21 protein-coding genes are annotated in these 25,010 nt (G+C 70.2%); 8 read left to right on the top strand and 13 right to left on the bottom strand.

The features are described from left to right. Positions 1-31: 31 nt before the first annotated feature. A complete protein-coding gene (locus tag BMH31_RS03015) occupies positions 32-1,453 on the bottom strand; it encodes an amidase family protein (protein WP_099723853.1) in 1,422 nt (473 codons plus the stop codon). A 161-nt stretch (positions 1,454-1,614) separates the two neighbouring features. Between BMH31_RS03015 and BMH31_RS03020 the strand changes: the two genes are divergently transcribed. Then, complete coding sequence (locus BMH31_RS03020) at positions 1,615-2,619, top strand: AsnC family transcriptional regulator (protein ID WP_099723852.1); 1,005 nt, start codon at positions 1,615-1,617, stop codon at positions 2,617-2,619. A gap of 139 nt (positions 2,620-2,758) precedes the next feature. On the opposite strand, the gene BMH31_RS03025 is transcribed toward BMH31_RS03020, so the two are convergent. From BMH31_RS03025 to BMH31_RS03035, 3 genes are read right to left on the bottom strand one after another with little or no spacing between them, the layout of a single operon-like run. Next, positions 2,759-3,535, bottom strand: a complete 777-nt coding sequence (locus BMH31_RS03025) for a sulfite exporter TauE/SafE family protein (RefSeq protein ID WP_099723851.1) — start codon at positions 3,533-3,535, stop codon at positions 2,759-2,761. Positions 3,536-3,583: 48 nt separating this feature from the next. Next, on the bottom strand, positions 3,584-5,125 hold the full coding sequence (locus tag BMH31_RS03030; RefSeq protein WP_099723850.1) for a gamma-glutamyltransferase: 1,542 nt from the start codon (positions 5,123-5,125) through the stop codon (positions 3,584-3,586). 15 nt (positions 5,126-5,140) lie between these two features. Then, complete coding sequence (locus tag BMH31_RS03035; RefSeq protein ID WP_099723849.1) at positions 5,141-5,857, bottom strand: FadR/GntR family transcriptional regulator; 717 nt, start codon at positions 5,855-5,857, stop codon at positions 5,141-5,143. 225 nt (positions 5,858-6,082) lie between these two features. Between BMH31_RS03035 and BMH31_RS03040 the strand changes: the two genes are divergently transcribed. From BMH31_RS03040 to BMH31_RS03055, 4 genes are all read left to right on the top strand, one after another. Beyond that, positions 6,083-6,955 carry an ABC transporter substrate-binding protein gene (locus tag BMH31_RS03040; protein ID WP_199068071.1) on the top strand — a complete coding sequence of 291 codons (873 nt, stop codon included), beginning with the start codon at positions 6,083-6,085 and terminating at the stop codon, positions 6,953-6,955. Between the two features lie 64 nt (positions 6,956-7,019). Continuing rightward, positions 7,020-7,829 carry an amino acid ABC transporter permease gene (locus BMH31_RS03045; RefSeq protein WP_099723847.1) on the top strand — a complete coding sequence of 270 codons (810 nt, stop codon included), beginning with the start codon at positions 7,020-7,022 and terminating at the stop codon, positions 7,827-7,829. Between the two features lie 2 nt (positions 7,830-7,831). Next, a complete protein-coding gene (locus tag BMH31_RS03050; protein WP_275066535.1) occupies positions 7,832-8,626 on the top strand; it encodes an amino acid ABC transporter ATP-binding protein in 795 nt (264 codons plus the stop codon). Between the two features lies 1 nt (position 8,627). Further along, positions 8,628-9,554: an arginase family protein gene (locus BMH31_RS03055; RefSeq protein ID WP_099723846.1), complete on the top strand. Its 927-nt coding sequence runs from the start codon at positions 8,628-8,630 to the stop codon at positions 9,552-9,554. A 111-nt stretch (positions 9,555-9,665) separates the two neighbouring features. Here the strand turns inward: BMH31_RS03055 and pyrE are convergent, their stop codons facing one another. Both pyrE and BMH31_RS03065 read right to left on the bottom strand, forming a co-directional pair. Next, complete coding sequence (pyrE, locus tag BMH31_RS03060; protein ID WP_046456794.1) at positions 9,666-10,220, bottom strand: orotate phosphoribosyltransferase; 555 nt, start codon at positions 10,218-10,220, stop codon at positions 9,666-9,668. A gap of 9 nt (positions 10,221-10,229) precedes the next feature. Beyond that, entirely contained in the window at positions 10,230-11,582 is a 1,353-nt protein-coding gene (locus tag BMH31_RS03065) for an NAD(P)/FAD-dependent oxidoreductase (protein ID WP_099723845.1), read from the bottom strand. A gap of 140 nt (positions 11,583-11,722) precedes the next feature. Between BMH31_RS03065 and BMH31_RS03070 the strand changes: the two genes are divergently transcribed. Then, positions 11,723-12,424 (top strand): TetR/AcrR family transcriptional regulator, encoded by a 702-nt coding sequence (locus BMH31_RS03070; protein WP_099723844.1) that lies wholly within the window; start codon positions 11,723-11,725, stop codon positions 12,422-12,424. Between the two features lie 4 nt (positions 12,425-12,428). On the opposite strand, the gene BMH31_RS03075 is transcribed toward BMH31_RS03070, so the two are convergent. The 4 genes from BMH31_RS03075 to lysA form a co-directional block, all read right to left on the bottom strand. Continuing rightward, complete coding sequence (locus BMH31_RS03075) at positions 12,429-13,262, bottom strand: amino acid ABC transporter ATP-binding protein (protein WP_099723843.1); 834 nt, start codon at positions 13,260-13,262, stop codon at positions 12,429-12,431. Beyond that, positions 13,262-14,239 (bottom strand): amino acid ABC transporter permease, encoded by a 978-nt coding sequence (locus tag BMH31_RS03080; protein ID WP_099723842.1) that lies wholly within the window; start codon positions 14,237-14,239, stop codon positions 13,262-13,264. The genes BMH31_RS03075 and BMH31_RS03080 overlap by 1 nt, the downstream gene beginning before the upstream one ends. Beyond that, positions 14,236-15,165 (bottom strand): ABC transporter substrate-binding protein, encoded by a 930-nt coding sequence (locus tag BMH31_RS03085; RefSeq protein ID WP_099723841.1) that lies wholly within the window; start codon positions 15,163-15,165, stop codon positions 14,236-14,238. Before BMH31_RS03085 ends, BMH31_RS03080 begins: the two co-directional genes overlap by 4 nt. Before the next feature lie 117 nt (positions 15,166-15,282). Further along, positions 15,283-16,617, bottom strand: a complete 1,335-nt coding sequence (gene lysA / locus BMH31_RS03090) for a diaminopimelate decarboxylase (protein ID WP_099723840.1) — start codon at positions 16,615-16,617, stop codon at positions 15,283-15,285. 81 nt (positions 16,618-16,698) lie between these two features. On the opposite strand from lysA, the gene BMH31_RS03095 reads away from it, so the two are divergent. Together BMH31_RS03095 and BMH31_RS03100 are read left to right on the top strand one after the other, a co-directional pair. Further along, positions 16,699-18,333 (top strand): helix-turn-helix domain-containing protein, encoded by a 1,635-nt coding sequence (locus BMH31_RS03095; protein ID WP_099723839.1) that lies wholly within the window; start codon positions 16,699-16,701, stop codon positions 18,331-18,333. Next, on the top strand, positions 18,330-19,217 hold the full coding sequence (locus BMH31_RS03100; protein ID WP_099723838.1) for a Sir2 family NAD-dependent protein deacetylase: 888 nt from the start codon (positions 18,330-18,332) through the stop codon (positions 19,215-19,217). Before BMH31_RS03095 ends, BMH31_RS03100 begins: the two co-directional genes overlap by 4 nt. On the opposite strand, the gene BMH31_RS03105 is transcribed toward BMH31_RS03100, so the two are convergent. The 3 genes from BMH31_RS03105 to BMH31_RS03115 form a co-directional block, all read right to left on the bottom strand. Beyond that, positions 19,202-19,795, bottom strand: coding sequence for a short chain dehydrogenase (locus BMH31_RS03105; RefSeq protein ID WP_099723837.1), 594 nt, complete (start codon positions 19,793-19,795; stop codon positions 19,202-19,204). The genes BMH31_RS03100 and BMH31_RS03105 overlap by 16 nt on opposite strands. A 38-nt stretch (positions 19,796-19,833) precedes the next feature. Beyond that, positions 19,834-23,232: a pyruvate carboxylase gene (locus BMH31_RS03110; protein WP_099723836.1), complete on the bottom strand. Its 3,399-nt coding sequence runs from the start codon at positions 23,230-23,232 to the stop codon at positions 19,834-19,836. A gap of 96 nt (positions 23,233-23,328) precedes the next feature. Further along, positions 23,329-24,705 carry an NAD-dependent succinate-semialdehyde dehydrogenase gene (locus BMH31_RS03115; RefSeq protein ID WP_099723835.1) on the bottom strand — a complete coding sequence of 459 codons (1,377 nt, stop codon included), beginning with the start codon at positions 24,703-24,705 and terminating at the stop codon, positions 23,329-23,331. Positions 24,706-25,010 lie beyond the last annotated feature (305 nt).

Raw genomic sequence — 25,010 nt, forward strand, 5'->3', positions numbered from 1 at the left:
TTGCTCCTTTGCAATAGCTGGGCGGTTCGGGTCAGCGGGAGAGCACCATCGGTGCGCTGCGCCACATGGGGAGCTCGCGCTCGAACTGGCGGGCCAGGGAGAGCAGCAGCGCTTCGCTGCGCGGGGGCGCGATGAGCTGCAGACCGACGGGAAGCCCCTCGGGGCTGAACCCGCAGGGCACGCTGATCGCGGCGAAGCCGGTCACCGAGATCCGCCAGCTCGCCCGCATCCAGTCGAGGTAGTCCGCCTGCGCGACGCCGTTGATCTCGCTCGGCCAGTGCTGCTCGGCGGGAAACGGGAGCACCGTGGTGACCGGAGCGGCCAGCACGTCGATGCGCTCGAACATTCCGACCATGCCGTCGTAGACCCGGGTGCGCTGCTCGCGCGCTTCGGCGAAGTCGGCGATCCCGAGTCCGAGCCCGTACTCCGTGTTCGCGACCAGCTCGGGACTGAGGATGCTGCGATGCTCGTCGAGCAGGTCGCCGAAGCCCCGGGCATAGCCGATGCCGCGCAGCACGCGGAATGCGGGATCCGCCTCCGCGAGCTCGGGCTCGACGTCGGCGACCGCGTGCCCGAGCCGCTGCAGCGCGGGCAGACCTTCGCCGTCGAGCACCTCGGTCACCGCCGACTGGATCTCGAGGCCGCCGAGCGTGCGGCTCCACCCGATGCGCAGCGGTCCCGCGAGCTCGGGGATCCCGGGGGCGAGCGCGTCGGGGAACGCGAGCGGCGACCGGGCGTCGCCGCCCGAGAGCACCGAGAGCAGCAGTGCCGCGTCACCGACCGTGCGCCCCATCGGACCGTTGGTGGCGAGGGACTCCCAGGCGTCCTTCGACGGCCAGTTCGGCACGCGCCCGATGGAGGGGCGCAGTCCGACCACGTTGCAGAAGGCCGCCGGGTTGCGCAGCGAGCCGCCCATGTCCGAGCCGTCGGCCACCGAGGACAGCCCCGCGGCGAGCGCGGCGGCGGCCCCGCCGCTCGATCCCCCGGCGCTGCGGTCCGGCGCGTAGGGGTTCGTGGTGGTGCCGAAGACCCGGTTGTAGGTGTGCGATCCGGTGCCGAACTCGGGGGTGTTGGTCTTGCCGTAGATCACGGCGCCCGCCGCGCGCATGCGCTCGACCACCAGGCTGTCGCGGGCCGGCACGTGCTCGGCGTGCAGCTGCGAGCCGTAGGTGCTGCGCATCCCCGCGGTGTCCTCCAGATCCTTGACCGCGATCGGAAGCCCTTCGAGCGGGCGCACGGGCTCGCCCGCCGCGCGTCGGCGGTCGGACTCGGCGGCGGCGGCCTCCGCGGCATCGAAGTCCACCGTCACGACGGCGTTGATAACCGGGTTGATCCGCTCGTAGCGCTCACGCGTCTCGGCCAGCAGCTCGCGCGCCGAGAGCTCGCCGCGGGCGAGCGCTTCGATCTGCTCCTGCGCGCTGCCGCGGCAGAGATCGATGTCCGTTTCAGTCACTCACTCCTCCTTGAATGAGTAGATCGGGAAACTTTCGCCCCCGACGTGTCCTCTTTAGGTATAGATCGTGAGACATCGTGACGATTCTGTCAACCTCGAATAGCTTTCGTGTCCGAAAAGCCACCTTTCAAGCCGTTAGGCTCCTGAACAGGAGGTGCGCGATGACCGAGCCGCTCGACCAGGCAGACCGCGAGATCTGCGCCGCGCTGCTGCGCAACGGGCGCGCCTCGTGGCGCCTCATCGCCCAGACCACGGGCCTGCAGGAGCGCACGGTCGCGCGCCGCGGCGCGCGCCTCATCGAACAGGGCCTCGTGCGCGTCCGAGGACTGTCCCAGCCCCACCTCATCGACCGCGGCGACGGCTACTTCGCCCGGATCGAGTGCCGACCAGCCGATCTCGGCGCCGTCGCCGGCTGGCTCGCGCACCGACCCGAGACGCTGTGGGTCGCCACGCTCATCGGCGAGAGCGCGATCATCTCCGAGGTCTACATCCGCTCGGACGACCGATCCCGCTTCATCGAGGAGGAGCTCGCGACGCAGCCGGTCACCGGATACTCCTTCGAGTACATCGACCGCTTCCGCCGCACCGTGCGCGGCTGGCATCCCAATATCCTCAGCTCCGAGCAGCTCGACATGCTCGGCGAGGACGAGAGCCGGGCGCTCCGTGCCGCCGCGGAGCACCGGAACGAGGGCCTCGAACCGGATCAGACGGACTCCGAGATCATCCGCCTGCTGAGCGTCGACGGCAGGTTGAGCATCGACGCGATCGCGAACGCGGTGGGGATCGCGAAGCCGACCGTGCGCAAGCGCATCGCGCAGATGCAGCGCACCGACTACCTGAGCATCCGGGCCGTGATCGATCCCGCGCTGCTCGGGTTCCCGCTCGAGTCCCTGATCACCGTGCACGCGCCGGCGTCGCGCGTCGACGAGGTCGCGGCGTTCCTCGCCCAGGACTGGCGCACCCGCTGGGCCGCCGAACTGCCGACGGGGCCGAGCGTGCGCGCGCTGCTCACCCTGTCATCCCGCCGGGAGCTCTTCGGGCTCCTCCACGACCTCGAGGCCGGCCTCGCCGACCGGGGCGCGCTGCGGATCGAGTCGAGCCCGCTGCTCACGCACTACAAGCGCAGTGACGTGGTGCTCCCCGTCGCGGGCGACCCCGCTTCCTGACCGGTCGGGCACGCATCGCCTTCGCCCGTTGCACGTCGAGTGAACGCTGGTACACGAAATAGCGGCGCATTCCGTGTACCAGCGTTCACTCGACGGCGGTTCGCGCTCATCGAGGTCGCGGGGAAAGAACGCGCCTGGCCTACTTCTTCGGCTTGCGCATCTTCAGCGCCATCTGCACGAGCACGAAGGCGAGCAGGATCGAGAAGGCGATGTTCGACCAGAGCGGCGAGATGTACGTCGCGAGCACCGAGCCGAGCGGCGACAGCACGCTCGCCGAGATCCCGAGCGCGGCTGCGGCGCGCAGGTCGACGTTGCGCCGGCGGAAGTTGCCGAGGGTGCCCGAGATCGATCCGGGGATCAGCATGATGAGCGAAGTGCCCTTTGCGATGAGGTCGGACGCCCCGAAGAAGAACATCAGGATCGGGACCACGACGACCCCGCCGCCGACGCCGAGGAGCCCTGAGAGCACACCCGTGATCAGCCCCGTGACGACGAGCATCACGGCCGAGAACCAGGTGATCCCGATCTCGGAATCGCGGTGGGGCACCACGAACCAGAGGCTCACCGCGACTGCGGCGAGGAACACCATGAACATCCAGCGCAGGAAGCCCGTGGGCACCTTCGACAGCAGGTAGCTGCCGATCTGCGCGCCGACGACGACGCCGATCGCGAGGCACAGCGCCGCGATCCAATCGACGTTGCCCTGCACCGCGTAGCCGATGCCGCCGACCACGGCGGCGGGCAGGATCGCCGCCACCGAGGTGCCGGCGGCGAGCCGCTGCGGGAAGTGCAGCATGAGGACGAGCAGCGGGACGAGGACGATGCCGCCGCCGATGCCGAACAATCCGGAGAGCATTCCGGTGACCGCGCCGAGCACGATCAGGATGATGATTCCGGGACGAGGGCTGTCGGTCATGCTGCCTTCCAGGGAGGTGGGGTCAAGAGACGGGTGGGGACGCCGCGTTCAGCGGACGATCGCGGATCCGTCGGAGCGGGGGTCGCTCGCCGCCGCGTAATCGGTGCCGTCGACGCGGATCAGGTTGGAGTGGCCGAGGTCCTCCGAGTGGGGCGGCACGACGTCGATCGGGAAGCCGGCCTCCGCGATCGCCGCGATCGCCGCCTCGGGCACGTCGGCCTCGGCCATGACCCGCACCTCGCCGGCATCGTTCGGCTCGCACACCATCCACCGCGGCGCGTGCGTCGCCTCGGACGGGTTGCCGCCCTCGAGGGCGCGCAGCAGCAGCTGGGTGTGGATCTGCGGCTGCGCCGAACCGCCCATGGTCGACGGCACCCAGGCGAGCTCGCCACCGTGCAGCACGAGCACGGGCATGAGCGTGTGCCGCGGCCGCTTGCGCGGAGCGAAGGCGTTCGGGGCAGCGGGATCGAGCGAGAACGAGGTGCCCCGGTTCTGGAAGAGGATCCCCGTCTCGGGCTCGAGCACGCAGGCGCCGAAGCCGAAGTAGACCGAGTTGATGAGGGAGATCGCCCAGCCGTCCTCGCTCACCGCGCTGATGCCGACGGTGTCGCCCGTGGGCTTCGGCTGGCCGGGCAGCGGGTGCTCGGGGGTCGCCATCTCGATGAGCTCGGCCCCGCTCAGACCACCCATGCGCGGGTCGGCGAGCGACGCCGCGCGCACGGCGTTCGCCGCGGCGAACGCGCGGGCGAGCTCCCCGGCGCCGGTCACCAGGGGATCGACGATCGGCGCACCGGCGACGAGGCCCTCGATCGATTCGAGCGTGCGCAGCAGCATGAAGCCCGAGCTGTTCGGCGGGCCGGTGAACACCCGATGTTCGGCGAACGGGGCGCTGAGCGGCTCATCCCAGTGCGCCGAGAAGTCGATGGCGTCCTGCTTCGTGATCTTCGATCCGAGTGCGGCGAGGCCGGCGATCCACCGGTCGGCGGTCTCCCCCTCGTAGAACTCGGCCGATCCGCCCGCAGCGACCCGCCGCAGGGTCTCGGCGAGCGCCGGCTGCACCAGGTCGTCGTACTCGGCCAGGGGTTCGCCGCCCGGCAGGAAGAGCGCCCGGCAGCCCGGGTCGCGCTCGAGCGCCTCACGGTCCTCGACGATCGCGGCCGCGACCGAGCTCGCGGTGGGCACGCCGTCGGCGGCGTAGCGGATCGCGGCGTCGAAGTGCGCCGACCAGCTGAGCGCCGCGCCGTACTCGTGCAGCGAGTTCCAGCCGCAGACCCCGCCCGGCACCGTGACCGTGTCGATGCCGCGCAGCGGCAGCCGGTCGCCGTGCGCTGCGCGCAGGGCGTCGAGCGTCTGCCCGGCCGGCGCGGGGCCGGTGCCGTTGAGGAAGCGGATCTCGCCGTCGGGGCTGCGGACGAGCGCGACCAGATCGCCGCCGAGGGCGACGTTGTTCGGGTAGACGACGCAGAGCGCGGCCGCTGCGGCGAGCGCGGCATCGATCGCGTTGCCACCCGCATCGAACGCCGCGGCTCCGGCCTCGGTCGCGAGGTAGTGGGATGTGGAGATCGCTCCCCGGGTCGTCTGCACGGTCATCTTCGTCCGTTCCTCTCAGTTCGCGTTCTGCGCTGCGGCCGCGGCGATCTGCTGGCCGATGTCGAGCACGTGCTCGCGCGCTTCGCGCTCGGCGGTCTCCCCGTCGCCCGCGGCGATCGCCTCGTAGATGCGCCGGTGGGCGGCGCTCGACGCGGCCCGTCGGGCCTTGGTCTGATAGCGGCTCGCGCGGCTCGGCGCGATCTGCTGCGCGATCTCGCTGTTGATGAACGCGAGCAGCGGGTTGTGCGCGTACTGGGCGATGGCCTGGTGGAACGCCCGGTCCAGTTCGGCGTAGCGCTCCTTGGTCGCGTCGCCCTCCATCGCTTCGACGAGCTCGCGCAACTGGGCGATGTCGCGCGCGGTGGCGCGGTTCGCCGTGATGCGGGCGATCGGAGGCTCGATGATGGCGCGGAGCTCCATGATGTCGTGTAGTTCGGGGTGCAGCGAGGCGACGCCGGTGAGCATGCCGTCGGTGATCCCCGCACCGTCGCTGGGCTGCAGCACGATCGTGCCGCGGCCGGGCCTGCGGTCGATGAGCCCGCGGTTCTCGAGCTCGCGCAGGGCCTCGCGGATCGAGACCCGCGAGACACCGAGGTGCGCGGCGAGCTCACGCTCGGCCGGGAGGCGGTCTCCGGGGGCCAGCTGCCCGTCGAGGATCAACCGCTCCAGGTCGACCGACAGCCGTTCGGGCACGGAGAGGGTCGTCGAACGACCGAGTGCGGACCAGTCCATCGGTGCCTCCTTCGTGGTCTGTACAGCCTTCAACCTAGCGATTCCCGTCATCGAATCGAGACCTTGCGGGCCGCGGAGTTCCGTTGACGGGCTCCGCCGATCGGGGGTATGGTTCTCGAAGCTTCGTCAGTTGGTCTGACCAACAGACGATAGCCAGCATAGCCCCAACGCCGGGGAATGCGCCAGCGGACCACCCGGTCCGACCACCGAGAAGGAGAAATCACCGTGGCTTTCCCCGCATCCCCCGCCCGCACCCTCGCCGCGCTCGCGATCGTCGCGGCCACCTCCGTCGCGCTCCTCACCGGGTGCTCCACGGGGTCGTCAGAGGCCGAGAAGACCTCCACCGCCGACGCCAAGGTCGCGCCGCCGACCGTGCTCAAAGCGGGCACGCTCACCGTCTGCACCGGCGACACACCGCCGAACATCTTCTACGACGAGAACAACGAGCTGCAGGGCGTCGAGATCGACCTCGCGAAGGCACTGGCCTCGGAGCTCGGGCTCACCACCAAGCTCGAGGAGTACGCATTCTCCGGGCTGATCCCCGCGATGCAGGCGAAGCAGTGCGACGTCATCATGGGCTCGCTCTACATCAAGCCCGAACGCGAGAAGATCGCGAACTTCGTGCCGTACCTCTACTCGGGCACCGGCGTCGGCGTCAGCAAGAAGAACCCCGGCAAGATCACCGGATTCGACGAGAGCCTCTGCGGCGCGAAGGTCGTCGCCATCACCGGCGCGACCGGTGGCAACGGCGCCGAGGAGCTCTCGAAGAAGTGCGCGGCCGACGGGAAGAAGCCGGTCGAGCTGACCCTCGTCGACGAGGGCACCGCGGCGGTCCAGCAGGTCATCAACGGGCAGACCGAGGCCTTCATCGACACCTCCGAGATCATGAGCTTCTACGAGAAGCAGTCGAAGGGCGAGTTCCGCATGGTGGGCGAACCCTCCGACAAGATCCGCATCGGCGCCGCGACGCTCAAGCAGAACACCGCGCTCAACACCGCCCTCGACGACGCGTTCAAGACCCTCGTCGACAGCGGCGAGTACCGCAAGGTGCTCGACAAGTGGGGCGTCGCCTCGAACGACATCACCAAGACCTCCTAGCCCGCCCCGCGGCGGGGCACGCACCTCGGCCCCGCCGCACCCCGACACGCAAGGACGCATCACCATGACATTCGACTGGGAGTACTTCTGGACGGCGCTGCTCGCCCCGAACCAGAGCTTTCTGAACGGTCTCGCACTGACCATCCTCATCTCGATCGTCGCGATGGCACTCGCACTCGTGCTCGGCCTCGTCGTCGCCCTCATGGGGCGCAGCCGGTTCCTCCCGCTGCGCATCATCGCCAGCCTCTACGTCTGGATCATCCGCGGCACCCCGCTGCTCGTCCAGCTCGTGATCCTCTACACCGGCTTCGCCGCCGCGAACATCTTCCGTTTCGAGGACCTCTCGATCGGATTCCTCATCAAGGGCGCGGTGCAGGCCGCGATCATCGGCCTCATGCTCAACGAGAGCGCCTACATCTCCGAGATCGTCCGCGGCGGCCTCGAATCCATCGAGAAGGGGCAGACCGAGGCCGCGTTGTCGCTCGGTATGACCCCGCTCGGCGCCATGCGCTGGATCATCGTGCCGCAGGCGATCCGCGTCATGGTGCCTCCGCTCGGCAACTCCTTCAACGGCCTCATGAAGAGCACGTCCATCCTGTCGATCATCGGCGTCGCCGAGATGTTCCAGGTCGGCAGCACTATGGCGTCGTCGACGTTCAAGGCGTTCGAGATCTACATCGTCGTCGCGCTCTACTACCTGCTGCTCACGACCATCTGGACCATCATCCAGACCGCCATCGAGAACTGGCTCAATACCAAGGCCGGCCTGCCGAAGGCGGAGTCCATCTGGAAGCGGCTGTTCGGCATGCGCAGCAAGCGGGACCGCATCGCTCCCAAGAACCCGATCGCCGCCCTGGAAGGAGCTGCAGCGTGAGCATCACCGAGTACACCGTCCCGGTCCAGACCTCCGACGGCCCGATCGTCCGGACCGTCGGCATCGAGAAATGGTTCGGCGATCGTCAGATCCTCTCCGACGTATCGCTCGAGATCCAGCGCGGCGAGGTCGTGGTGCTCGTCGGCCCGTCGGGCGCGGGCAAGACCACCTTCCTGCGCACGCTGAACCGGCTCGAACCCATCGAGGGCGGCGAGATCTACGTGAACGGGCAGCGGATCGGCGAGCGGGAGCGCGGCGGCCGGACCGTCGAGATCTCGGCGCGGGAGCTCGCTCTCCAGCGCTCCGACATCGGCTTCGTGTTCCAGCACTTCAACCTCTTCCCGCACATGACGGTGCTCGAGAACATCTGGCACTCCCCCGTCCGGGTGAAGGGCGAGAAGAAGGCCGACGCCGTCGCCTACGCCCGCGAACTGCTCGAACGCGTCGGCCTCGCCGACAAGGCGGACGCCCGGCCGCGCTCGCTCTCGGGCGGGCAGCAGCAGCGCGTCGCCATCGCGCGCGCCCTGGCCATGCGCCCCGCGCTCATGCTGTTCGACGAGCCGACGAGCGCGCTCGATCCCGAGATGGTCGGCGAGGTGCTCCAGGTCATGAAGGATCTGGCCGCCGCGGGCATGACCATGATCGTCGTGAGCCACGAGATGGGCTTCACGCGGGAGGTCGCCGACCGGGTCATCGTGATGGACGCGGGGGCCATCATCGAGCAGGGCGACCCCGAGCTCGTCTTCACCGCACCGTCGCACGAGCGGACTCGGCAGTTCCTCTCGAAGGTGCTCTGACATGGCCGGCGACACCCGGCGCGCGTCGGGCACCCTCTTCGGGGTGCCGCACGCCGACTCCGCGGCCGGCGCCCGCGCGGCGGTGCTGGGCGTCCCGTTCGACATGGGCTCCCACCCGTCCCGGATCGGCGGCCGCGGCGGCCCGGCGCACATCCGTGCGGCGTCGCTGCTCGTCGCCGAGAGCGCCGAGGACCTCGGCGCCGACCCGATCGCGCTCCTCGGGCTCGTCGACCTCGGCGACGTCGACGTGGTTCCCGGCCAGGTCGATGCGGCCTTCGCGCGGATCGCATCGGAGGTCGGCGCGATCCTCGACGCGGGCGCGATCCCCGTGACCCTCGGCGGCGACGGGGCGGTGACCCTCCCCCAACTGCGCGAGGCGCACCGGCGGCACCCCGACCTGGTGCTCCTCCACTTCGACGCGCACACCGACGCGTACGAGCTGTTCGAACCGCAGGAGTTCAATAACGCGAACTCCTTCGTCCACGCGGCGCGCGAGGGCGTCATCGACGTCGCCCGGTCGTTCCACGTCGGCATCCGCGACACGGAGCTCGCGGGGCGCCCGGGCGTGATCGGGGTCGCCGAGCGGCTCGGCTACCGGGTTCGCCCGATGCGCGCGGTGCGCGAGACGGGCATCCCGGGCATCGTCGACGAGATCCGCGAGACGGTCGGCGACCGTCCCGTCTATCTGTGCTGGGACATGGACGTGTTCGATCCGGCGGTCGCCCCCGGCGTGGTCACCCCGGCCTGGGGCGGGCTGACGACGGCGCAGGGCCTCGAGCTGCTGGCGGGCGTCGCATCGCTCGATGTCGTCGTCTGCGACGTCAACACCGTCTCGCCGACCCACGACCTGCGCGACCAGACCGGGAGCCTCGCCGCGCACGTGGTCCTCGAGTTCCTGAAGGCCGTGGTGGAGCGCGAGCACACGTAGTCGAAACGACCCGGGTGGGGGTTCTGAGCGCTCAGAGCCCCCACCCGGGTCGTTGCGATGAGGGCCCGCCTATCAGGCATCCGCGGGATCGCGGGATCGCGGGATCGCGGACTACTGAGGATCGAGCCCGAGGTCGGAGAGGCCGATCGCGTAGCGGTACTCGTAGCCCGCCGCCTCGATCCGCTCCTTCGCCGGGGCCTGACGGTCGACGACCACGGCGACCGCCGCGATCTCGGCGCCGACCTTCTCGAGCGCCTCGATGGCCTTGAGCGGCGAACCGCCCGTGGTCGAGGTGTCCTCCACCACGATCACGCGCTTGCCCGCGAGGTCGGGGCCCTCGACCTGTCGGCCGCGACCGTGGTCCTTCGGCTCTTTGCGCACGACGAACGAGTCGTAGACCTCGCCGCGGGCGACGCCCTGGTGCATGATCGCCGACGCGATCGGATCCGCGCCCATGGTCAGGCCGCCCACCGCGACGACTCCGTCGACATCGCCGATGAGGTCGAGCATGACCTGGCCGATGAGCGGAGCCGCACGGTGGTCGAGGCTCAGCTTGCGGAGGTCGATGTAGTAGGTGGCCTTCTTGCCGCTCGTGAGCGTGAAGTCGCCGTGGAACACGGCCTCGGTCTTGATGAGCTCGATGAGCTGGCTGCGCGCGTCGGACATGCTGCGATTCTACTGCGCGGACGCCAGCACGGCCGCGCGCTCCCCCATGCGGATCGCTCCGTCGATGTGCGTGTATCCGAGCCCCGCGATGTCGGAGCAGGCGAAGTGGATCGGCCCGACCGAGGACCGCACCAGCTCCTCGTAGCGGGTGATCCCGCCGATGCCTGGGCTCGTGCCGTAGGCGCCGCGCGTGTACTCCTCGTCGATCCAATCGCTCTCGGTGTAGAACGCCGGCGCGAGCGCCGCGTCGCCGAAGTACTTCGCGAAGGACCCGAGGATCGCCGCGCGGCGCGCCTCCGGCTCCAGCTCGAGCATCGCGTCCGCCTGCCGGTCCGAGACGAAACCGACGAGCGTCCCGCCCGCGTAGTCGGGCGCGGTGTTGTCGTAGACCTCGTGCACGATCTCGTGAGGACCGTAAGTGCTGCCCGAGAGCCCCTCCGCGCGCCAGAACGGCTCGTCGTAGAACGCCTGCACCTTGATCACGCTCCCCATCGAGAACTGCTGCAGCATCTGCGCCTTGCGCCCGGGCAGCGGCGGCTCGAAATCGATCCGCGAGACCAGGTGCGGTCCGAGCGCGACGATCGCCGCCCGCGCGCGGACGGTGACCCCGGCGCCCGTGACCGTCACACCGTCCGCATCCCGCACGACCGATCGCACATCGGTGTTCAGCCGGATCCGCTCGGCCCCGACCTCCTCGGCGAGACGGAACGGCACGTTGTGCATGCCGCCCAGCACCCGCTCGTTGAGCACGAGGTCGAGATCGGCGAGATCGGTGAATCCGCCGGCGCTCGCCGCCATGACGAGTGCCGCGAGCAAGGAGAACGCCTCCGCGGGCTTCGTGAGCATGCCGCCCGAGACGAAGGGGGCGACGAACGCGACCGCGTCCTCGTCGGCGGTGTTCGCTCGCAGCCAGGCCTCGAACGAGATCGCGTCGAATTCCGCGGCTCGGGGGTGGGTCCACGGTTCGAAGGGATCGACCTCCTTCGAGAGGACATCGAGCTCCTCGCTCAGCCGCTCGATCTCGGCGAGCGTGCCCGCGGCGAGCGGCGGCAGGTCCGTCGCGTGCCGGATCCGGGTACCGGCACGGTCGATGTAGATCTCGTCGCCGTGCCGGTAGCGTGCGAAGGTTTCGAGCCCCAGCTCATCGATGAACGCGATCAGCCGTTCCTGGTCGGGCGCCACCCACTGGCCGCCGACCTCGATCAGGAAGCCGTTCGACAGGTCCGACTTCACCCGTCCGCCGACGCGATCCCGCGCCTCCAGCACGACGACCTCCCGGCCCGACTGACGCAGTCGGTGCGCGGCGGTGAGCCCGGCGACGCCCGCTCCGATGACGACGACGTCGGTTTCGATGTGCTCCATGAGCTGCCCTTCCTCGGGTTCGCGACCGCCGGTTCGGCGATCCGCTCGCAACAGTGTGCGCGGTCGCGGTCCGCCGGCGGCGTGATTCGCCGCCTGCGTTCAATTTCTGCACGCACCCATCAGCCGATACCGTTGCATCCATGGGTGAAGTTGCCTCGAGCGAGGCCGATGCGAACGCATCGGCGTTCAATTCCCGGGGACGGGGCCGGCCGCGCGTTCCTCGGCTCGACCGTGCCAGGATCACCGCGGCGGCGCTCGCGCTGATCCGATCGGGCGGGCTGCAGCGGCTCACGATGCGCGCCCTCGCCGAACGCCTGAACGTCTCCCCCGGCGCGCTGTACCACCACGTGGAATCCCGGGGCACGGTGCTCGCCTGGGTGCAGGAGGAGGTCAGCGCGCACCTGAACGTCTCGGGCTTTGGCGCGCTGTCGCTGCGGGAGGCGCTCGCGCAGTGGGCCTGGAGCTATCTGCGGTTCCTCCGCGCGCATCCGGCCCTCGTCGACGTGATCGTCGCCGTGCCCGTCGCGCAGACCGCCGCGACCTCGCTGATGTATCAGCGCATCGCCGCCGCGTTCCGCACGGCCGGATGGTACGACCGCAGCATCCTGCCGTCGCTGAGCGCGATCGAGACGTTCATCTTCGGTGCGGCGCTCGATTCCGTCGGCCCCGAAAACGTCTACGAGCCCGAACCGAACTCGGGCGCCGCCGTGCTCGGCGACACCCAAGCCGCATTCGCCGCACTCGTGCAGGAGACCGGTGAGCACGAGCACGACCTGGTCTTCCAACTCGGTCTCGATGCCATGCTCACCGGTCTCCAGATGCGCTGGGGCGACAGGCGCTGAGGCGCTACATCACGCTCTCGAGGAAGTTGCGCGTGCGCTGCCGCTGCGGGGCGTCGATCACTTCGGCGGGCGGACCCGCTTCGACGACCACGCCGCCGTCCATGAACACGACCTGGTCGGCCACGCTGCGCGCGAAGCCGATCTCGTGCGTGACCACGATCATCGTCATCCCGTCGCGAGCGAGCTCCTTCATCACGTCGAGCACGTCGCCGACGAGTTCGGGATCGAGCGCGGAGGTCGGCTCGTCGAACAGCATCAGCTTCGGATCCATGGCGAGCGCCCGCGCGATGGCGACGCGCTGCTGCTGACCCCCCGAGAGCTGAGCCGGGTAGTGGCCCGCGAAGTCCTCGAGTCCGACCCGCGCGAGCAGGTCCATCGCCCGCTGCCGTGCGAGGGGCCGGGCTCGTCCCACCACGCCCACGGGCGCCTCGACCACGTTCTCGAGCGCGGTCATGTGCGGGAACAGGTTGAATCTCTGGAACACCATGCCGATGCCGCGCCGCTGCTTCGCGATCTGCTTCGGCGTCATCTCGTGGATCCGGTGCCCGGCCTGCCGGTAGCCGATCAGTTCGCCGTCGACGATGATCCGCCCGCCGTCGATGGTCTCGAGGTGGTTGACGCAGCGCAGCAGCGTCGACTTGCCCGAACCCGACGGTCCGAGCAGCACCGTCACGGTGCCGGCTGGCACCTCGAGCGAGACGTCGCGCAGCACCTGGTGCGCACCGAAGCTCTTGCGGACCCGGCGGATCTGCACGAGCGCATCGGATGCGGCGAGCGCTCCCGGCACCTGTGCGGAGTCGGCGTGCGCCGCGATGGCCTGATTCTCGATCGCGCTCATCAGCCGATCACCTCCGTCATCTGCGTCGCGGGGGCGGGCTCGGGGCCCGGTCTGCGGCGGTCGAGCATGGCGCGGAACCGCTGGAGCGGCGTGGGTGGCAGGGAACGGCTCGAGCCGCGTCCGAAGCGACGCTCCAGGTAGTACTGCGGCACCGAGAGGATCGTGGTCATGATCAGATACCAGATGCTCGCGACGACCAGCAGCTCGACCTGCTTGAGGTTCTGGGCCGAGATCATGGTCGCGGCGGTGTAGACCTCGGGTACCGCGATCACCATGAGCAGCGAGGTGTTCTTCAGCATCGAGATCGTCTCGTTGCCCATCGGCGGGATGATCACGCGCATCGCCTGCGGCAGCAGGACCCGACGGAAGGTGTAGACGGGCGACATGCCGAGCGAGTACGCCGCCTCCCGCTGCCCCTCGTCGACCGAGAGCATGCCCGCGCGCACGATCTCCGAGGAGTAGGCGGCCTGGTTCAGGGTCAGCGCGAGCGTGCCGGCGACGAAGGCGTTGATGAGATCGTTCGTGTTCACCTGCCAGAAGACGACGTCGGTGAGCGGGATCCCGAGCGTCAGCTTCTCGTAGAGCAGGCCCAGGTAGCCCCAGAGCACGATCTGCACGATCTGCGGGGTGCCGCGGAACACCCAGACGTAGAACCAGGCGACGCCCGACAGCACCGGATTCTTCGAGAGCCGCATCGCCGCCACGAGCACGGCGAGCAGCGTCGACACGAGCATCGAGATGAGCGTGATGAGGACCGTCAGGCCGACGCCGGCCAGGATCCGCGGATCGAACACGAACGTGCCGACCGTCGCGAAGTCGAGGTTGGGGTTCGTGCCGACCGAGTACAGGAAGAAGGCCAGCACCAGGATCACCGCGACCGCGCCGACCCAGCGCCACGGATGGCGGAGCGGGATCGCGTCGACGTCGTCCTCGGTGCTCAGCTGCAGCGATCCCGCTGCGGGAGCCGCGACGGTCACTGGCTCTTCCCGCCCTGGTTGACCTCGGCGGCCTTCACCCCGTAGGCCTCCATGTGGTTGCGCTCGAGCACCTTCTGGTAGCTGCCGTCGTCGATGAGGGCCTGCAGGGTCTTCTGCATCGCGTCGACGAGCTGGGTGTTGCTCTTCAGGACGCCGATGCCGCTGTAGACCGGGTTGAATCCGGCGGGGTTCTCGGGATCGCGCACGATCTCGTAGGCCTTGCCGTCGTCGGTCGTCGCGGCGACGTAGTCGGCGACGACCGCGTCGGCCGAGTAGGCGTCGCTCTTCCCGGCACGCAGCGCGGTGAGGGCGTCGAGGTCGGTCGGGAGCTCCATGACGGTGACGGGTGCGCCGCTGCACTTCGTGGCACGCAGCAGCTCGCCCTGGATCGTGGACTTCTGGACCGACACCGTCTTCCCGCAGAGCGCGCTCTGCCCGGTGATCTTCTTCGGGTTGCCCGGTTTCACGAGGATCGCGAACCCGCCGTGCGTGTAGTCGATGTAGGTGATCGTCTGCTCGCGCTCGGGGGTGTCGTTCATGCCGCTCATGATGATGTCGTGCTTCTTCGCCTGCATCGACGGGATCACGCTGTCGAAGGCCTGCTTCGAGAGCACCACATCGACGCTCAGCTTCTGCCCGATGAGACGCCCGAGCTCGGGATCGAAACCGATCTCCCGGTTGTTCGCGTCGTAGGCCGAGAGCGGCGGGAAGGGGATGTCGACGGCGATGTCGATCGACCCCTTCTTCTGAATGTCCTCGGGCAGCAGCTTCTTCAGCGACGGATCGGCCTTGGTGCTGACCTCGTCACCCTTCGGGAGGTTCGGCTTGCCGCTGTCGGCGCCCCCACCTCCGCCCGAGCAGCCGGTGAGCAGCAGGGCCGAGACGGCGGCCACGCCGATGAGGGTACGGGAGACGTGCTTGCGCATGGTGACAGGTCCTTCTTCATTGGAGGATGGTCGTGGTCGTGGTCGGTTCGGGAGCAGTGGGGCGCGGCCGCGGGCCGCAATGGAAACGGGGCCGGGCGCGAGCCCGACCCCGAGGTCTTATCCGGCGAGCGCCGGCGCGTGCACTGCGAGGAGATCCTCGTAGGTCTCGCGTCGCGCGACGAGGCGGGCCTCGCCGTCGCGCACGAACACGATCGCCGGCTTCAGCGCGCCGTTGTAGTTGTTCGCCATGGTGTACGAATAGGCGCCGGTCGTCGCCATGACGAGCACGTCGCCGACGCGCGCCGGAGGCAGCTGGGCCCGGTCGACCAGCAGGTCGCCGGACTCGCACTGACGGCCGACCACCTGGGCGGTCTCGATCCAGGGCTCGTCGAGGCGGTTCGCCAGCACGGGCTCGTAGCGCTGCTCGGTGAGCGCGATGTCGATGAGGTCGGCGAGGCCGCCGTCGACCGCGACGAAGGTCTTGCCGGTGTGCTTGACGGTGACCACGCGGTAGGCGGAGACGCCGGCGCGGGCGACGAGCGAGCGCCCCGGCTCGATCATGATGCGGGCGCCCTCGGGCAGGCTCGCGCGCGCCGCGGCGACGATCGCGTCGAGGTAGGACTCCACGCTCGGAGCGACCTCGTCGTAGGTGTACTTGACGCCGAGTCCGCCGCCGACATCGTAGGTGTCGAAGGTGCCCACCGTCGAGATCTTCTCGACGGCCTCTGCGAACTGCGCGGTGTCGAGGATCTGCGAGCCGATGTGCAGGTGCACGCCCTCGAACTCCATGAGCGGGTGCGCCTGCATGCGTGCGATCGCCTGGGCCGCCTGGTCCATGGGCAGCCCGAACTTCGAGTCGAGGCCGCCCGTGGCCTGCGAGGCGTGGGTCTTGGCGTCGACGCCGGGGATCACGCGCAGCAGCAGCTTCTGCGGCTTCGTCAGCAGGCGCTCCAGGCGGGTGATCTCGTCGTCGTTGTCGACGATGATGGTGCCGATGCCCGCGTCGAGCGCCATGCGCAGCTCCGCGTCGCTCTTCGCGTTGCCGTGGAAGTGCAGACGGGCGGGATCGACGCCCGCGGCGAGCGCGAGCTGCAGCTCGCCGCCGCCCGCGATGTCGACCGAGAGGCCCTCCTCCTGCGCGAGCGCGTACATGCCGACGACGGGCAGCGACTTCGAGGCGAACAGCACCTCCGAGTCGGGCCAGCGCTCGTGCAGGCCGTCGACGAAGCGGCGCACCTGGCGGCGCAGGCCGGCCTCGTCGAAGATCTGCAGCGGGGTGCCGTATTCCTCCACCAGGCGGGTGACGGGGATCCCGCCGATCGCGAGCTCGCCGCCCTCCGGGCCGTCGACGCGCGAGGATTCCTCGGGGAGGATGCTCCACAGCTCGCCGAGGCGGGTACCCTCGGGCGACGGCTGGTCGAGCGAGGTCTGCGGATCCTGGTGCGCGTTCACGGCGTCTCCTATCTGATCGATGGGTCGAGCCTACGGGCGCCGGCTTCGCAGATTCATGTCGATATCGCATAGATTGTCATCATGGATGCAGGGATTTCTCCAACCGTTCCGATCGTCGAGCCGCACATCGCGGTGACGCTCGGCGGACTGCTCGCCCAGCTCGGCCCGCAGAGCGCGGAACTGCTCGGCCCCGCCGATACCGACCGCGAGGTGCTCGGCACCGAGTTCTACGATGCGCTCGACGAGCTCCCCGACGAGCCGGGGGCGATCCTGCTGGTCCCTTCGGGCTCCGCGCTCGCGACGACCGACCTCAGCGCCCTCGCGACCGCGGCTGCGGCGGCTCGCTACGCGGCCCTCGCGCTCAAGTGCCGCGACGGCGAGGTCGCGACGCTCACGGCCGTCGCGGAGACGAGCGGAATCCCGGTCCTGCGCGTGCACGAGCGCGTCGGCTGGCGCCTGTTCGAGGCGCTCATCTCGCAGCAGCTCGGGGAGCACCGCCACACCGAGGACGCGCACCTCGACCGCGGGGCCGAGCCGCTCTTCGCGCTCGCGAACGAGCTCGCGGAGTTCTTCGGGGGCTCCGTCGCGATCGAGGACCTCGGCCGACGGATCATCGCCTACTCCTCGGTCCCGGGGCAGGCCATCGACCCGTTCCGCACCCAGGGGATCCTGGCGCGCCACGTCCCGGATTCCCCGTTCAACGACGACCAGTACCGCACCGCGGTCCGTTCCGACCTGCCCCTCAAGTACCCCCAGATGGGAGAGGAGCTCCCCCGCGTCGTCGCCGCGATCCGCGCCGGGGCGCTTCCGCTCGGCACCGTCTGGGCCATCGATCCCACCGGCGACGGCCCGATCACCGAGGAGCAGATCCGGCGGGTGCGCGGCGCGGCGGCCGTCGCCGCAGCGCACATGCTCAACGACCTCCGCGTGCGCGACGCGGGGCGGATTCCGCGTGAGAACCGCCTGCGCACCCTCATCACAGGGTCCGGCGTCGTGGGATCCGAATTCGCCGAGCTCGGGATCCCCGAAGAGCGCGGCGCGGCGCTGCTCGGATTCGAGCCGGGCGGCCGCGGCGACGCCGCCGGTCGCGCGGCCGCGCTCGACCACCCGACCCGTCTCGCGCAACTGCGTACGACGGTCCAGCGGCATCTCGCGGTGCACCGCCCCGAGGTCGTGACCGTGGCGCACGGCGGGCGGGTCTACGCGCTGTTCGCGTGCGACCGGCTGGACTCGGCGATCCGTCTCGCCGAGCCGCTGCTCCCGATCCTCGACCGGCTGCTCGACACCGGCACCGCCATCGCGGCCCCGGGGATCGTGCACCGCGCGGTCGAGGTCGCGCCGCACCGCGCCGTGGCCGATCGCCTCTTCGATACCGCGGCGCACTGGTCCGTGACCGACCGTGTGCTCACTCCGACGAGGCTGCGCCCGCTGCTGGTCTTCGAGCGCAGCGCCGAGCTGTTCGCGGCCGAGCCCGAGCTGCGGTTCCCCCAGATCCGGGCGCTCGTCGACGCCGATCGACCGGTCGCCGAGACCCTGCTGGCCTGGTGCCAGCGCTTCGGGAACGTCGCGCGCACCGCCGCCGACCTCGGCGTGCATGAGAACACCGTGCGCGCCCGGCTGCGACGCGCCGAACGCACGCACGGGATCCCGCTCGAGGATCCGGATACGCTGCTGACCATCTGGCTGCAGCTGCGCAGCGAAGGAGTCGCCGAATGACCGTCTGGTTCACCCCGTCGTCCGATCCCGCCGACGCGCGGCTCGCCCTCGACGCGCTCGCCTCCGTCTTCGCCGACGGCCCCGCGCTGCTGCTCACCGGTGCCGGGATCAGCACCGACTCGGGCATCCCCGACTACCGCGGGCCCGATTCCCCGCCGCGCAACCCGATGCGCATCGACCAGTACCTGCACGACGAGTCGTACCGTCGGCGTTTCTGGGCCGGCGCCCGCGTCGGTTTCGATGCGCTGCACGTCGAGCCGAACGACGGTCACCGTGCCGCGGCCGCGCTCGAGGCGGCCGGGATGCTCACCGGGATCGCCACGCAGAACGTCGACGGGCTCCACCAGCGCGCGGGCGCCCGGCAGGTGGTCGAACTGCACGGCAGCGGGGCGACGATCCGCTGCGTGGATCACGGGCACCGCTGGAGCCGCGCCGAGGTGCTCGGCTGGTTCGACATCGCGAACCCCGGCTTCGCCGAGGCGAACGCCGGTGCGCGGATCGCACCGGACGGCGACGCGGAGGTCGAGGGCGTAGCGGGCGTCGTCGTACCCGTCTGCCCCGCGTGCGGCGGCATGCTGCGGCCCGACGTCGTCTACTTCGGCGAGCACGTGCCGCGCGAGGTCTTCGCCGCGGCCGAGACCCTGCTCACCGATGCCGCGGGCCTGCTCATCGCGGGCTCGTCGCTCGCGGTGAACACCGGGGTGCGCCTCGTGCACCGGGCGACCCGGCGCGAGATCCCCATCGGCGTGATCAACCGCGGGCCCACCGCGGCGGACGCGCGCGCCTCCGTGCGCGTCGAGGGCGGGGTGAGCGAGACGCTCTCGGGCCTCGCTGCGCGGCTCGGCGCCGAGCAGCGAGGCACCGGGGATCAGTCCAGCGCGTAGATCCGGCCGTTCGAGATGCCCTCGACCGAACGCACGAACGCCTGGCCCACCCGCTCGTCCGAGACCGGCTCGAACCCGGGGAAGGCATCGAAGTAGCCGGGCGCGGACGCGAGCACGGTCGGGCTCACCGCGTTGAGGCGGATCCCTCGGGGCAGCTCACCGGCCGCCGAGATCACGAACGACTCGACGGCCCCGTTCGCCATCGCCGCCGCGGCGCCCGTGGGCACTGCCTCGCGCGCCAGGATCCCGGTGGTGAGGGTGAACGATCCGCCGTCGCGCACGTGCGCGAGGCCGATACGCACGAGGTTGAGCTGGCTCAGCACCTTGCCCTCGAACGCGGCGGTCAGATCCTCCGGGGTCAGGTCGGGCGCCGGCTTGAACGGCGCCGAGCCGTAAGCCGAGACGACCGCGTCGAACTCGCCGAGCTCGGCGAAGAGCCGCTCGATCGACGCCGCGTCCGACAGGTCGACGCCGGGTTCGGTGCTGCGGCTCACGCCGACGACCTCGTGCTTCTCGCGCAGCGCGGCCGCGGCTGCCGAGCCGACGTGCCCGGACGCTCCGACGATCAGAATCCTCATGCGGTGCTCCTTGTCCTTCGGTTCCCGGCGGGAACCGCCTATTCGATCACGACGATCAGATCGCCGGCCTCCACGGAGCGCGCCCCCGAGAACACGATCCGCGACACGGTTCCCGTCACGGGTGCCGTGATCGCCGCTTCCATCTTCATCGCTTCGATGACCGCGACCGGATGCCCGGCCTCGATGCGGTCGCCGACGGCGACCTTCACCGTCACGGTGCCCGAGAACGGCGCCGCGATCTGGCCCGGCACGGTCCGGTCGGCCTTCTCGGCGACCGGAGCCGAGACGGCGACCCGCTCGTCCTTCACAAACACGGGGCGCAGCTGGCCGTTGACCCGAACCATGACCGTGCGCACGCCCTTGTCGTCGGCATCGCCGATCGCCTCGAGACCGACGTAGAGCCGGACGCCCTTCGCGAGGTCGACCGCGTGCTCGGTGCCGGAGTCGAGACCGTACAGGTAGTCACCGGTGTCGAGGATCGACAGGTCCCCGAAGCTCTCGCGGGCGGCCTGGAACTGCGCGGTCGGTTGCGGGAAGAGCAGCCGGTTGAGCGCGTCGCGGCGCTCGGCGCTGCTGCCGTCGAGCAGTGCCGAGTCCTCGGCCGAGACGCTCGCGGTCTCGGGACGCACCTGACGCCCGGCGAGGACCTTCGACCGGAAGGGCTCCGGCCAGCCGCCGGGGATCTCGCCGAGCTCGCCTGCGAGGAACCCCACGACCGAGTCCGGCACGTCGTAGCTCTGCGGGTTCTGCTCGAAATCGGCGGGATCGGCGTCGACCGCCGCGAGGTGCAGCGCGAGATCGCCGACGACCTTCGACGAGGGCGTGACCTTCGGGATCCGTCCGAGGATCCGGTCGGCCGCCGCGTACATGTCCTCGATCTTCTCGAAGTTCTCCGAGAGGCCGAGCGCGATGGCCTGCTGGCGAAGGTTCGAGAGCTGGCCGCCCGGGATCTCGTGCGCGTAGACCCGGCCGGTCGGCGAGGGCAGCCCCGATTCGAAGGGCTTGTAGAGCGTGCGTACCGCGTCCCAGTAGGGCTCGAGCGCGAACACGGCGTCCTGCGAGAGTCCGGTGTCGCGCTCGGTGTCGGCGAGCGCCGCGACGAGCGCCGAGAGCGACGGCTGGCTCGTGGTCCCCGACATCGGTGCCGACGCGGCGTCGACCGCGTCGACGCCGGCCTCCGACGCCGCGAGCAGCGTCGCGAGCTGCCCGCCCGGGGTGTCGTGGGTGTGCAGGTGCACCGGCAGGTCGAATCGCTCGCGCAGGGCGCGGACCAGTTTCGCCGCGGCCGCGGGACGCAGCAGTCCCGCCATGTCCTTGATCGCGAGCACGTGGGCGCCGGCGCCCACGATCTCGTCGGCGAGGCCGAGGTAGTAGTCGAGCGTGTACTTGTCCTCGTTCGGGTCGAGCAGATTGCCCGTGTAAGCCATCGCGACCTCTGCGACGGCCGTGCCGGACTCGCGCACCGCGTCGATCGCGACCCGCATCTGCTTCACGTCGTTGAGCGCATCGAAGATGCGGAACACGTCGACCCCGGTCGCCGCCGCCTCGCGCACGAACGCGCGGGCCACGGACTCGGGGTAGGGGGTGTAGCCGACGGTGTTCTGCCCGCGCAGCAGCATCTGGATCGGCACGTTCGGCAGGGCCTCGCGCAGGGCGGCGAGCCGCTCCCACGGGTCTTCCCCGAGGAACCGGAGCGCGACGTCGTAGGTCGCGCCGCCCCAGGCTTCCACCGACCACAGCTGCGGGGTGAGCCGGGCGACGTGCGGGGCGACCGCGAGCAGATCGCGAGTGCGCACGCGCGTGGCGAGCAGGCTCTGGTGGGCGTCGCGGAACGTCGTCTCGGTCACCGCAAGCGCGGTCTGCTCGCGCAGGCTCTTCGCGTAGTCCTCGGGGCCGAGCTCGAGCAGGCGCTGGCGGTAGCCCGCGGGCGCCGGCGCGTCGAGATCGACGACCGGCAGCTTCACCCGCGGCTCGATCGCGCCGGGGCGGGCGCCGTTCGGCTGGTTCACCGTCACGTCGGCGAGGTACTGGAGGACGCGCGTCGCGCGATCCTTCGGCTTGTTGAGCGTCAGCAGTTCGGGTCGTTCCTCGATGAACGAGGTCGACACGTCGCCCGCACGGAACGCGGGGTCGGCGAGCACCGCCTGCAGGAACGGGATATTGGTGGCGACGCCGCGGATCCGGAACTCGGCGAGCGCGCGCTCGGCGCGGCCGACCGCACCCGCGAAGTCGCGACCGCGGCAGGTGAGCTTCGCGAGCATGGAGTCGAAGTGGGGGCTGATGTGCGCGCCCGGGTTGATCGTGCCGCCGTCGAGTCGTACCCCGCCGCCGCCCGGCGAGCGGTAGGCCGTGATGCGGCCGAGGTCGGGACGGAAGCCGTTCGCGGGGTCCTCGGTCGTGATGCGGCACTGCAGGGCCGCGCCGCGCAGCTGGATCCGGTCCTGCGTGAGCCCGAGCTCCTCGAGCGTCGCCCCGGCCGCGATCCGCATCTGCGCCTGCACGAGGTCGACGTCGGTCACCTCCTCGGTGACGGTGTGCTCGACCTGGATGCGCGGGTTCATCTCGATGAACACGTGCTCGCCGCTGCGCTCCCCCTCGGTGTCGAGCAGGAACTCGACCGTGCCGGCGTTCTCGTAGCCGATCGACTCGGCGAAGGCGATGGCGTCGCGGGTGAGCGCGTCGCGCTTCTCCTGCGGCAGGTTGGGCGCCGGCGCGATCTCGACGACCTTCTGGTGCCGGCGCTGCACCGAGCAGTCGCGCTCGTAGAGGTGCACCGTGGCGCCGGTGCGGTCGGCGAGCACCTGCACCTCGATGTGACGCGGGCGCAGCACGGCCTGCTCGATGAACATCGTGGCATCGCCGAACGCCGACTCCGCCTCGCGCATCGCGCTCTCGAGGGCGTCCCGCAGGTCCTCCTCGCGCTCCACCCGGCGCATGCCGCGGCCGCCGCCGCCCGCGACGGCCTTCGCGAACACCGGGAAGCCGATGCCGCGCGCGCCCTCGATGAGCGCGTCGACGTCGGTCGAGGGCGGGGTCGAACGCAGCACCGGCACACCCGCGGCGATCGCGTGCTCCTTGGCCGCGACCTTGTTGCCGGCCATCTCGAGCGCGCGGCGGCCGGGGCCGATGAACCGGATCCCTGCGGTCTCCGCGGCCGCGGCCAGCTCGGGATTCTCCGACAGGAAGCCGTATCCCGGGTAGATCGCGTCGCAACCCGCTTCCTTCGCGACCCGCACGATCTCGGCGACGTCGAGGTAGGCCCGCACGGGGTGCCCCTCGGTGCCGATGAGGTACGCCTCGTCGGCCTTCAGCCGATGCAGCGAATTGCGGTCCTCGTAGGGGAAGACGGCAACGGTCTTCGCGCCCAGCTCGTAGGCCGCGCGGAAGGCGCGGATGGCGATTTCGCCGCGGTTGGCGACCAGGATCTTCCGGAACATCGGTGGTGCGGGTCCTTTCTCGGGGGCCTCGGGGTGAGAGGCGTCTGAGGGAAACGGCCGCCCCTCGCGTGGGCGAGGGGCGGCCGTCGTACTGCGCTACTCCGAGACGAAGTAGAGGCGCTTGTTGGCGAACTCGCCGATGCCGACCGGCCCCATCTCGCGGCCGAAGCCGGAGCGCTTCACACCGCCGAACGGGATCTCGGCCGCCTCGGCGGCGATGATGTTGACGTGCGCCATGCCGACCTCGAGCTTCGAGGCGACGCGAGCAGCGCGGGCCTCGTCGGTCGAGAAGACGGATCCGCCGAGGCCGAGCGCGCAATCGTTCGCGAGTTCGAGCGCTTCCTCGTCGCTGTGCACCTTATAGACGGTCGCCACGGGTCCGAAGATCTCCTCGCGGTAGGAGTCGGACTCGCGAGGCACATCGACGAGCACGGTCGGCGAGTAGTACGCCGCGGGTCCTTCGGACAGCACGCCGCCGGCGAGCACCCGTGCGCCCTCGGACACGGCCTGCTGCACCTGCGCGTTCACGGTCTCCGCCGCGGCACGGGTGGAGAGCGGCACGTATTCGCCCTCGCCCAGGTTCAGCTGGTCGCCGGGCGTGAGGCCCTCGGCGAGCTTCACGAGCTCGGCGACGAACTCGTCGTAGATGTCGGCCATGACGATGAGACGCTTGTTGGAGTTGCAGACCTGACCCGCGTTGTAGGTGCGGAAGTCCCACGCGGCCTTGGCGACGCCCGCGACGTCGTCGGAGTCGAGCACGACCATGGGGTCGATCCCGCCGAGTTCGAGCACGCACTTCTTGAGGTGCGTGCCGGCCTGGGCGCCGATGATCGCGCCCGCGCGCTCGGAGCCGGTGAGGGAGACGCCCTGCACCCGGGGGTCGGCGATCATGGTCGCGATCTGCTCGTGCGAGACGAACGCCGCCTGGTAGCCGCCGACGGGCACGCCGGCCTGCTCCATGATCTCCTGGATCACGAGGTTGGACTTCGCGCAGATGTCGGCGTGCTTGAGGATGATGGTGTTGCCGAGCACGAGGTTCGGCGCTGCGAAACGGGCCACCTGGTAGTAGGGGAAGTTCCAGGGCATGACGCCGAGGAGCACGCCGAGCGGCAGGTGCTCCATGACCGCCTTGCCGGGGATCGTGCTGGGGATCTCGTAGTCGGTGATGAGGCCGGGCCCGTAGACGGCGTAGTAGTCGATGATCGCGGTCGCGAAATCGACCTCGTCGAGGCTCTCGGCGATCGACTTGCCCATCTCGAGGGCGATGATCTCGGCGAGCTCCTCGCGGCGCTCCGCGAAGATCTCGGCGACGCGCTTCACGACGGCGGCGCGCTCCTGCACGCTGCGCTCGCGCCACTCGCGGTAGGCGGTGTCCGCCGCGGCGAGCTGCTGCTCGACCTGGGCATCGGTCGCGGATTCGAAGGTCTCGACAATCTCCCCCGTCGCGGGGTTCTGAACTCGATACTTCGCCATGATCTATCTGTTTCCTGTCTTCCACACGGCGAACCACATCGTCGCCAGTCACGTCTATGCTCGCATCTTTCGCGGGTCGAGCGCACCTTCACCTGCTCCGGCCTTCGGCCGTCGTGCAGACAGAGTGACCCGGCAACATGGATATCAGCACGGTCCGCGGTCGCTCCGGCGGCGATGGCCGCCCCTACCGGCAGCGGCGCGTTCCTGGCACGAAGGCCTCGGGGAACGCAAAAAGGGGCGGGGCGGCCTCGCGTTCGCGCGAGACCGCCCCGCCCCGGAGTCGCCCTGGCTCTTATAGTCAATAG

This window comes from Leucobacter sp. OLIS6 (assembly GCF_002752355.1).
In the GTDB taxonomy this organism is placed as follows: domain Bacteria; phylum Actinomycetota; class Actinomycetes; order Actinomycetales; family Microbacteriaceae; genus Leucobacter.

Bases quoted from the DNA above. Each gene is read 5' to 3' on its own strand.
- BMH31_RS03020 (WP_099723852.1), top strand. From the start codon at position 1,615: ATGACCGAGCCGCTCGACCAGGCAGACCGCGAGATCTGCGCCGCGCTG.
- BMH31_RS03025 (WP_099723851.1), bottom strand. From the start codon at position 3,535: ATGACCGACAGCCCTCGTCCCGGAATCATCATCCTGATCGTGCTCGGC.
- BMH31_RS03030 (WP_099723850.1), bottom strand. From the start codon at position 5,125: ATGACCGTGCAGACGACCCGGGGAGCGATCTCCACATCCCACTACCTC.
- BMH31_RS03035 (WP_099723849.1), bottom strand. From the start codon at position 5,857: ATGGACTGGTCCGCACTCGGTCGTTCGACGACCCTCTCCGTGCCCGAA.
- BMH31_RS03045 (WP_099723847.1), top strand. From the start codon at position 7,020: ATGACATTCGACTGGGAGTACTTCTGGACGGCGCTGCTCGCCCCGAAC.
- BMH31_RS03055 (WP_099723846.1), top strand. From the start codon at position 8,628: ATGGCCGGCGACACCCGGCGCGCGTCGGGCACCCTCTTCGGGGTGCCG.
- pyrE (WP_046456794.1), bottom strand. From the start codon at position 10,220: ATGTCCGACGCGCGCAGCCAGCTCATCGAGCTCATCAAGACCGAGGCC.
- BMH31_RS03065 (WP_099723845.1), bottom strand. From the start codon at position 11,582: ATGGAGCACATCGAAACCGACGTCGTCGTCATCGGAGCGGGCGTCGCC.
- BMH31_RS03070 (WP_099723844.1), top strand. From the start codon at position 11,723: ATGGGTGAAGTTGCCTCGAGCGAGGCCGATGCGAACGCATCGGCGTTC.
- BMH31_RS03075 (WP_099723843.1), bottom strand. From the start codon at position 13,262: ATGAGCGCGATCGAGAATCAGGCCATCGCGGCGCACGCCGACTCCGCA.
- BMH31_RS03085 (WP_099723841.1), bottom strand. From the start codon at position 15,165: ATGCGCAAGCACGTCTCCCGTACCCTCATCGGCGTGGCCGCCGTCTCG.
- BMH31_RS03095 (WP_099723839.1), top strand. From the start codon at position 16,699: ATGGATGCAGGGATTTCTCCAACCGTTCCGATCGTCGAGCCGCACATC.
- BMH31_RS03100 (WP_099723838.1), top strand. From the start codon at position 18,330: ATGACCGTCTGGTTCACCCCGTCGTCCGATCCCGCCGACGCGCGGCTC.
- BMH31_RS03105 (WP_099723837.1), bottom strand. From the start codon at position 19,795: ATGAGGATTCTGATCGTCGGAGCGTCCGGGCACGTCGGCTCGGCAGCC.
- BMH31_RS03110 (WP_099723836.1), bottom strand. From the start codon at position 23,232: ATGTTCCGGAAGATCCTGGTCGCCAACCGCGGCGAAATCGCCATCCGC.
- BMH31_RS03115 (WP_099723835.1), bottom strand. From the start codon at position 24,705: ATGGCGAAGTATCGAGTTCAGAACCCCGCGACGGGGGAGATTGTCGAG.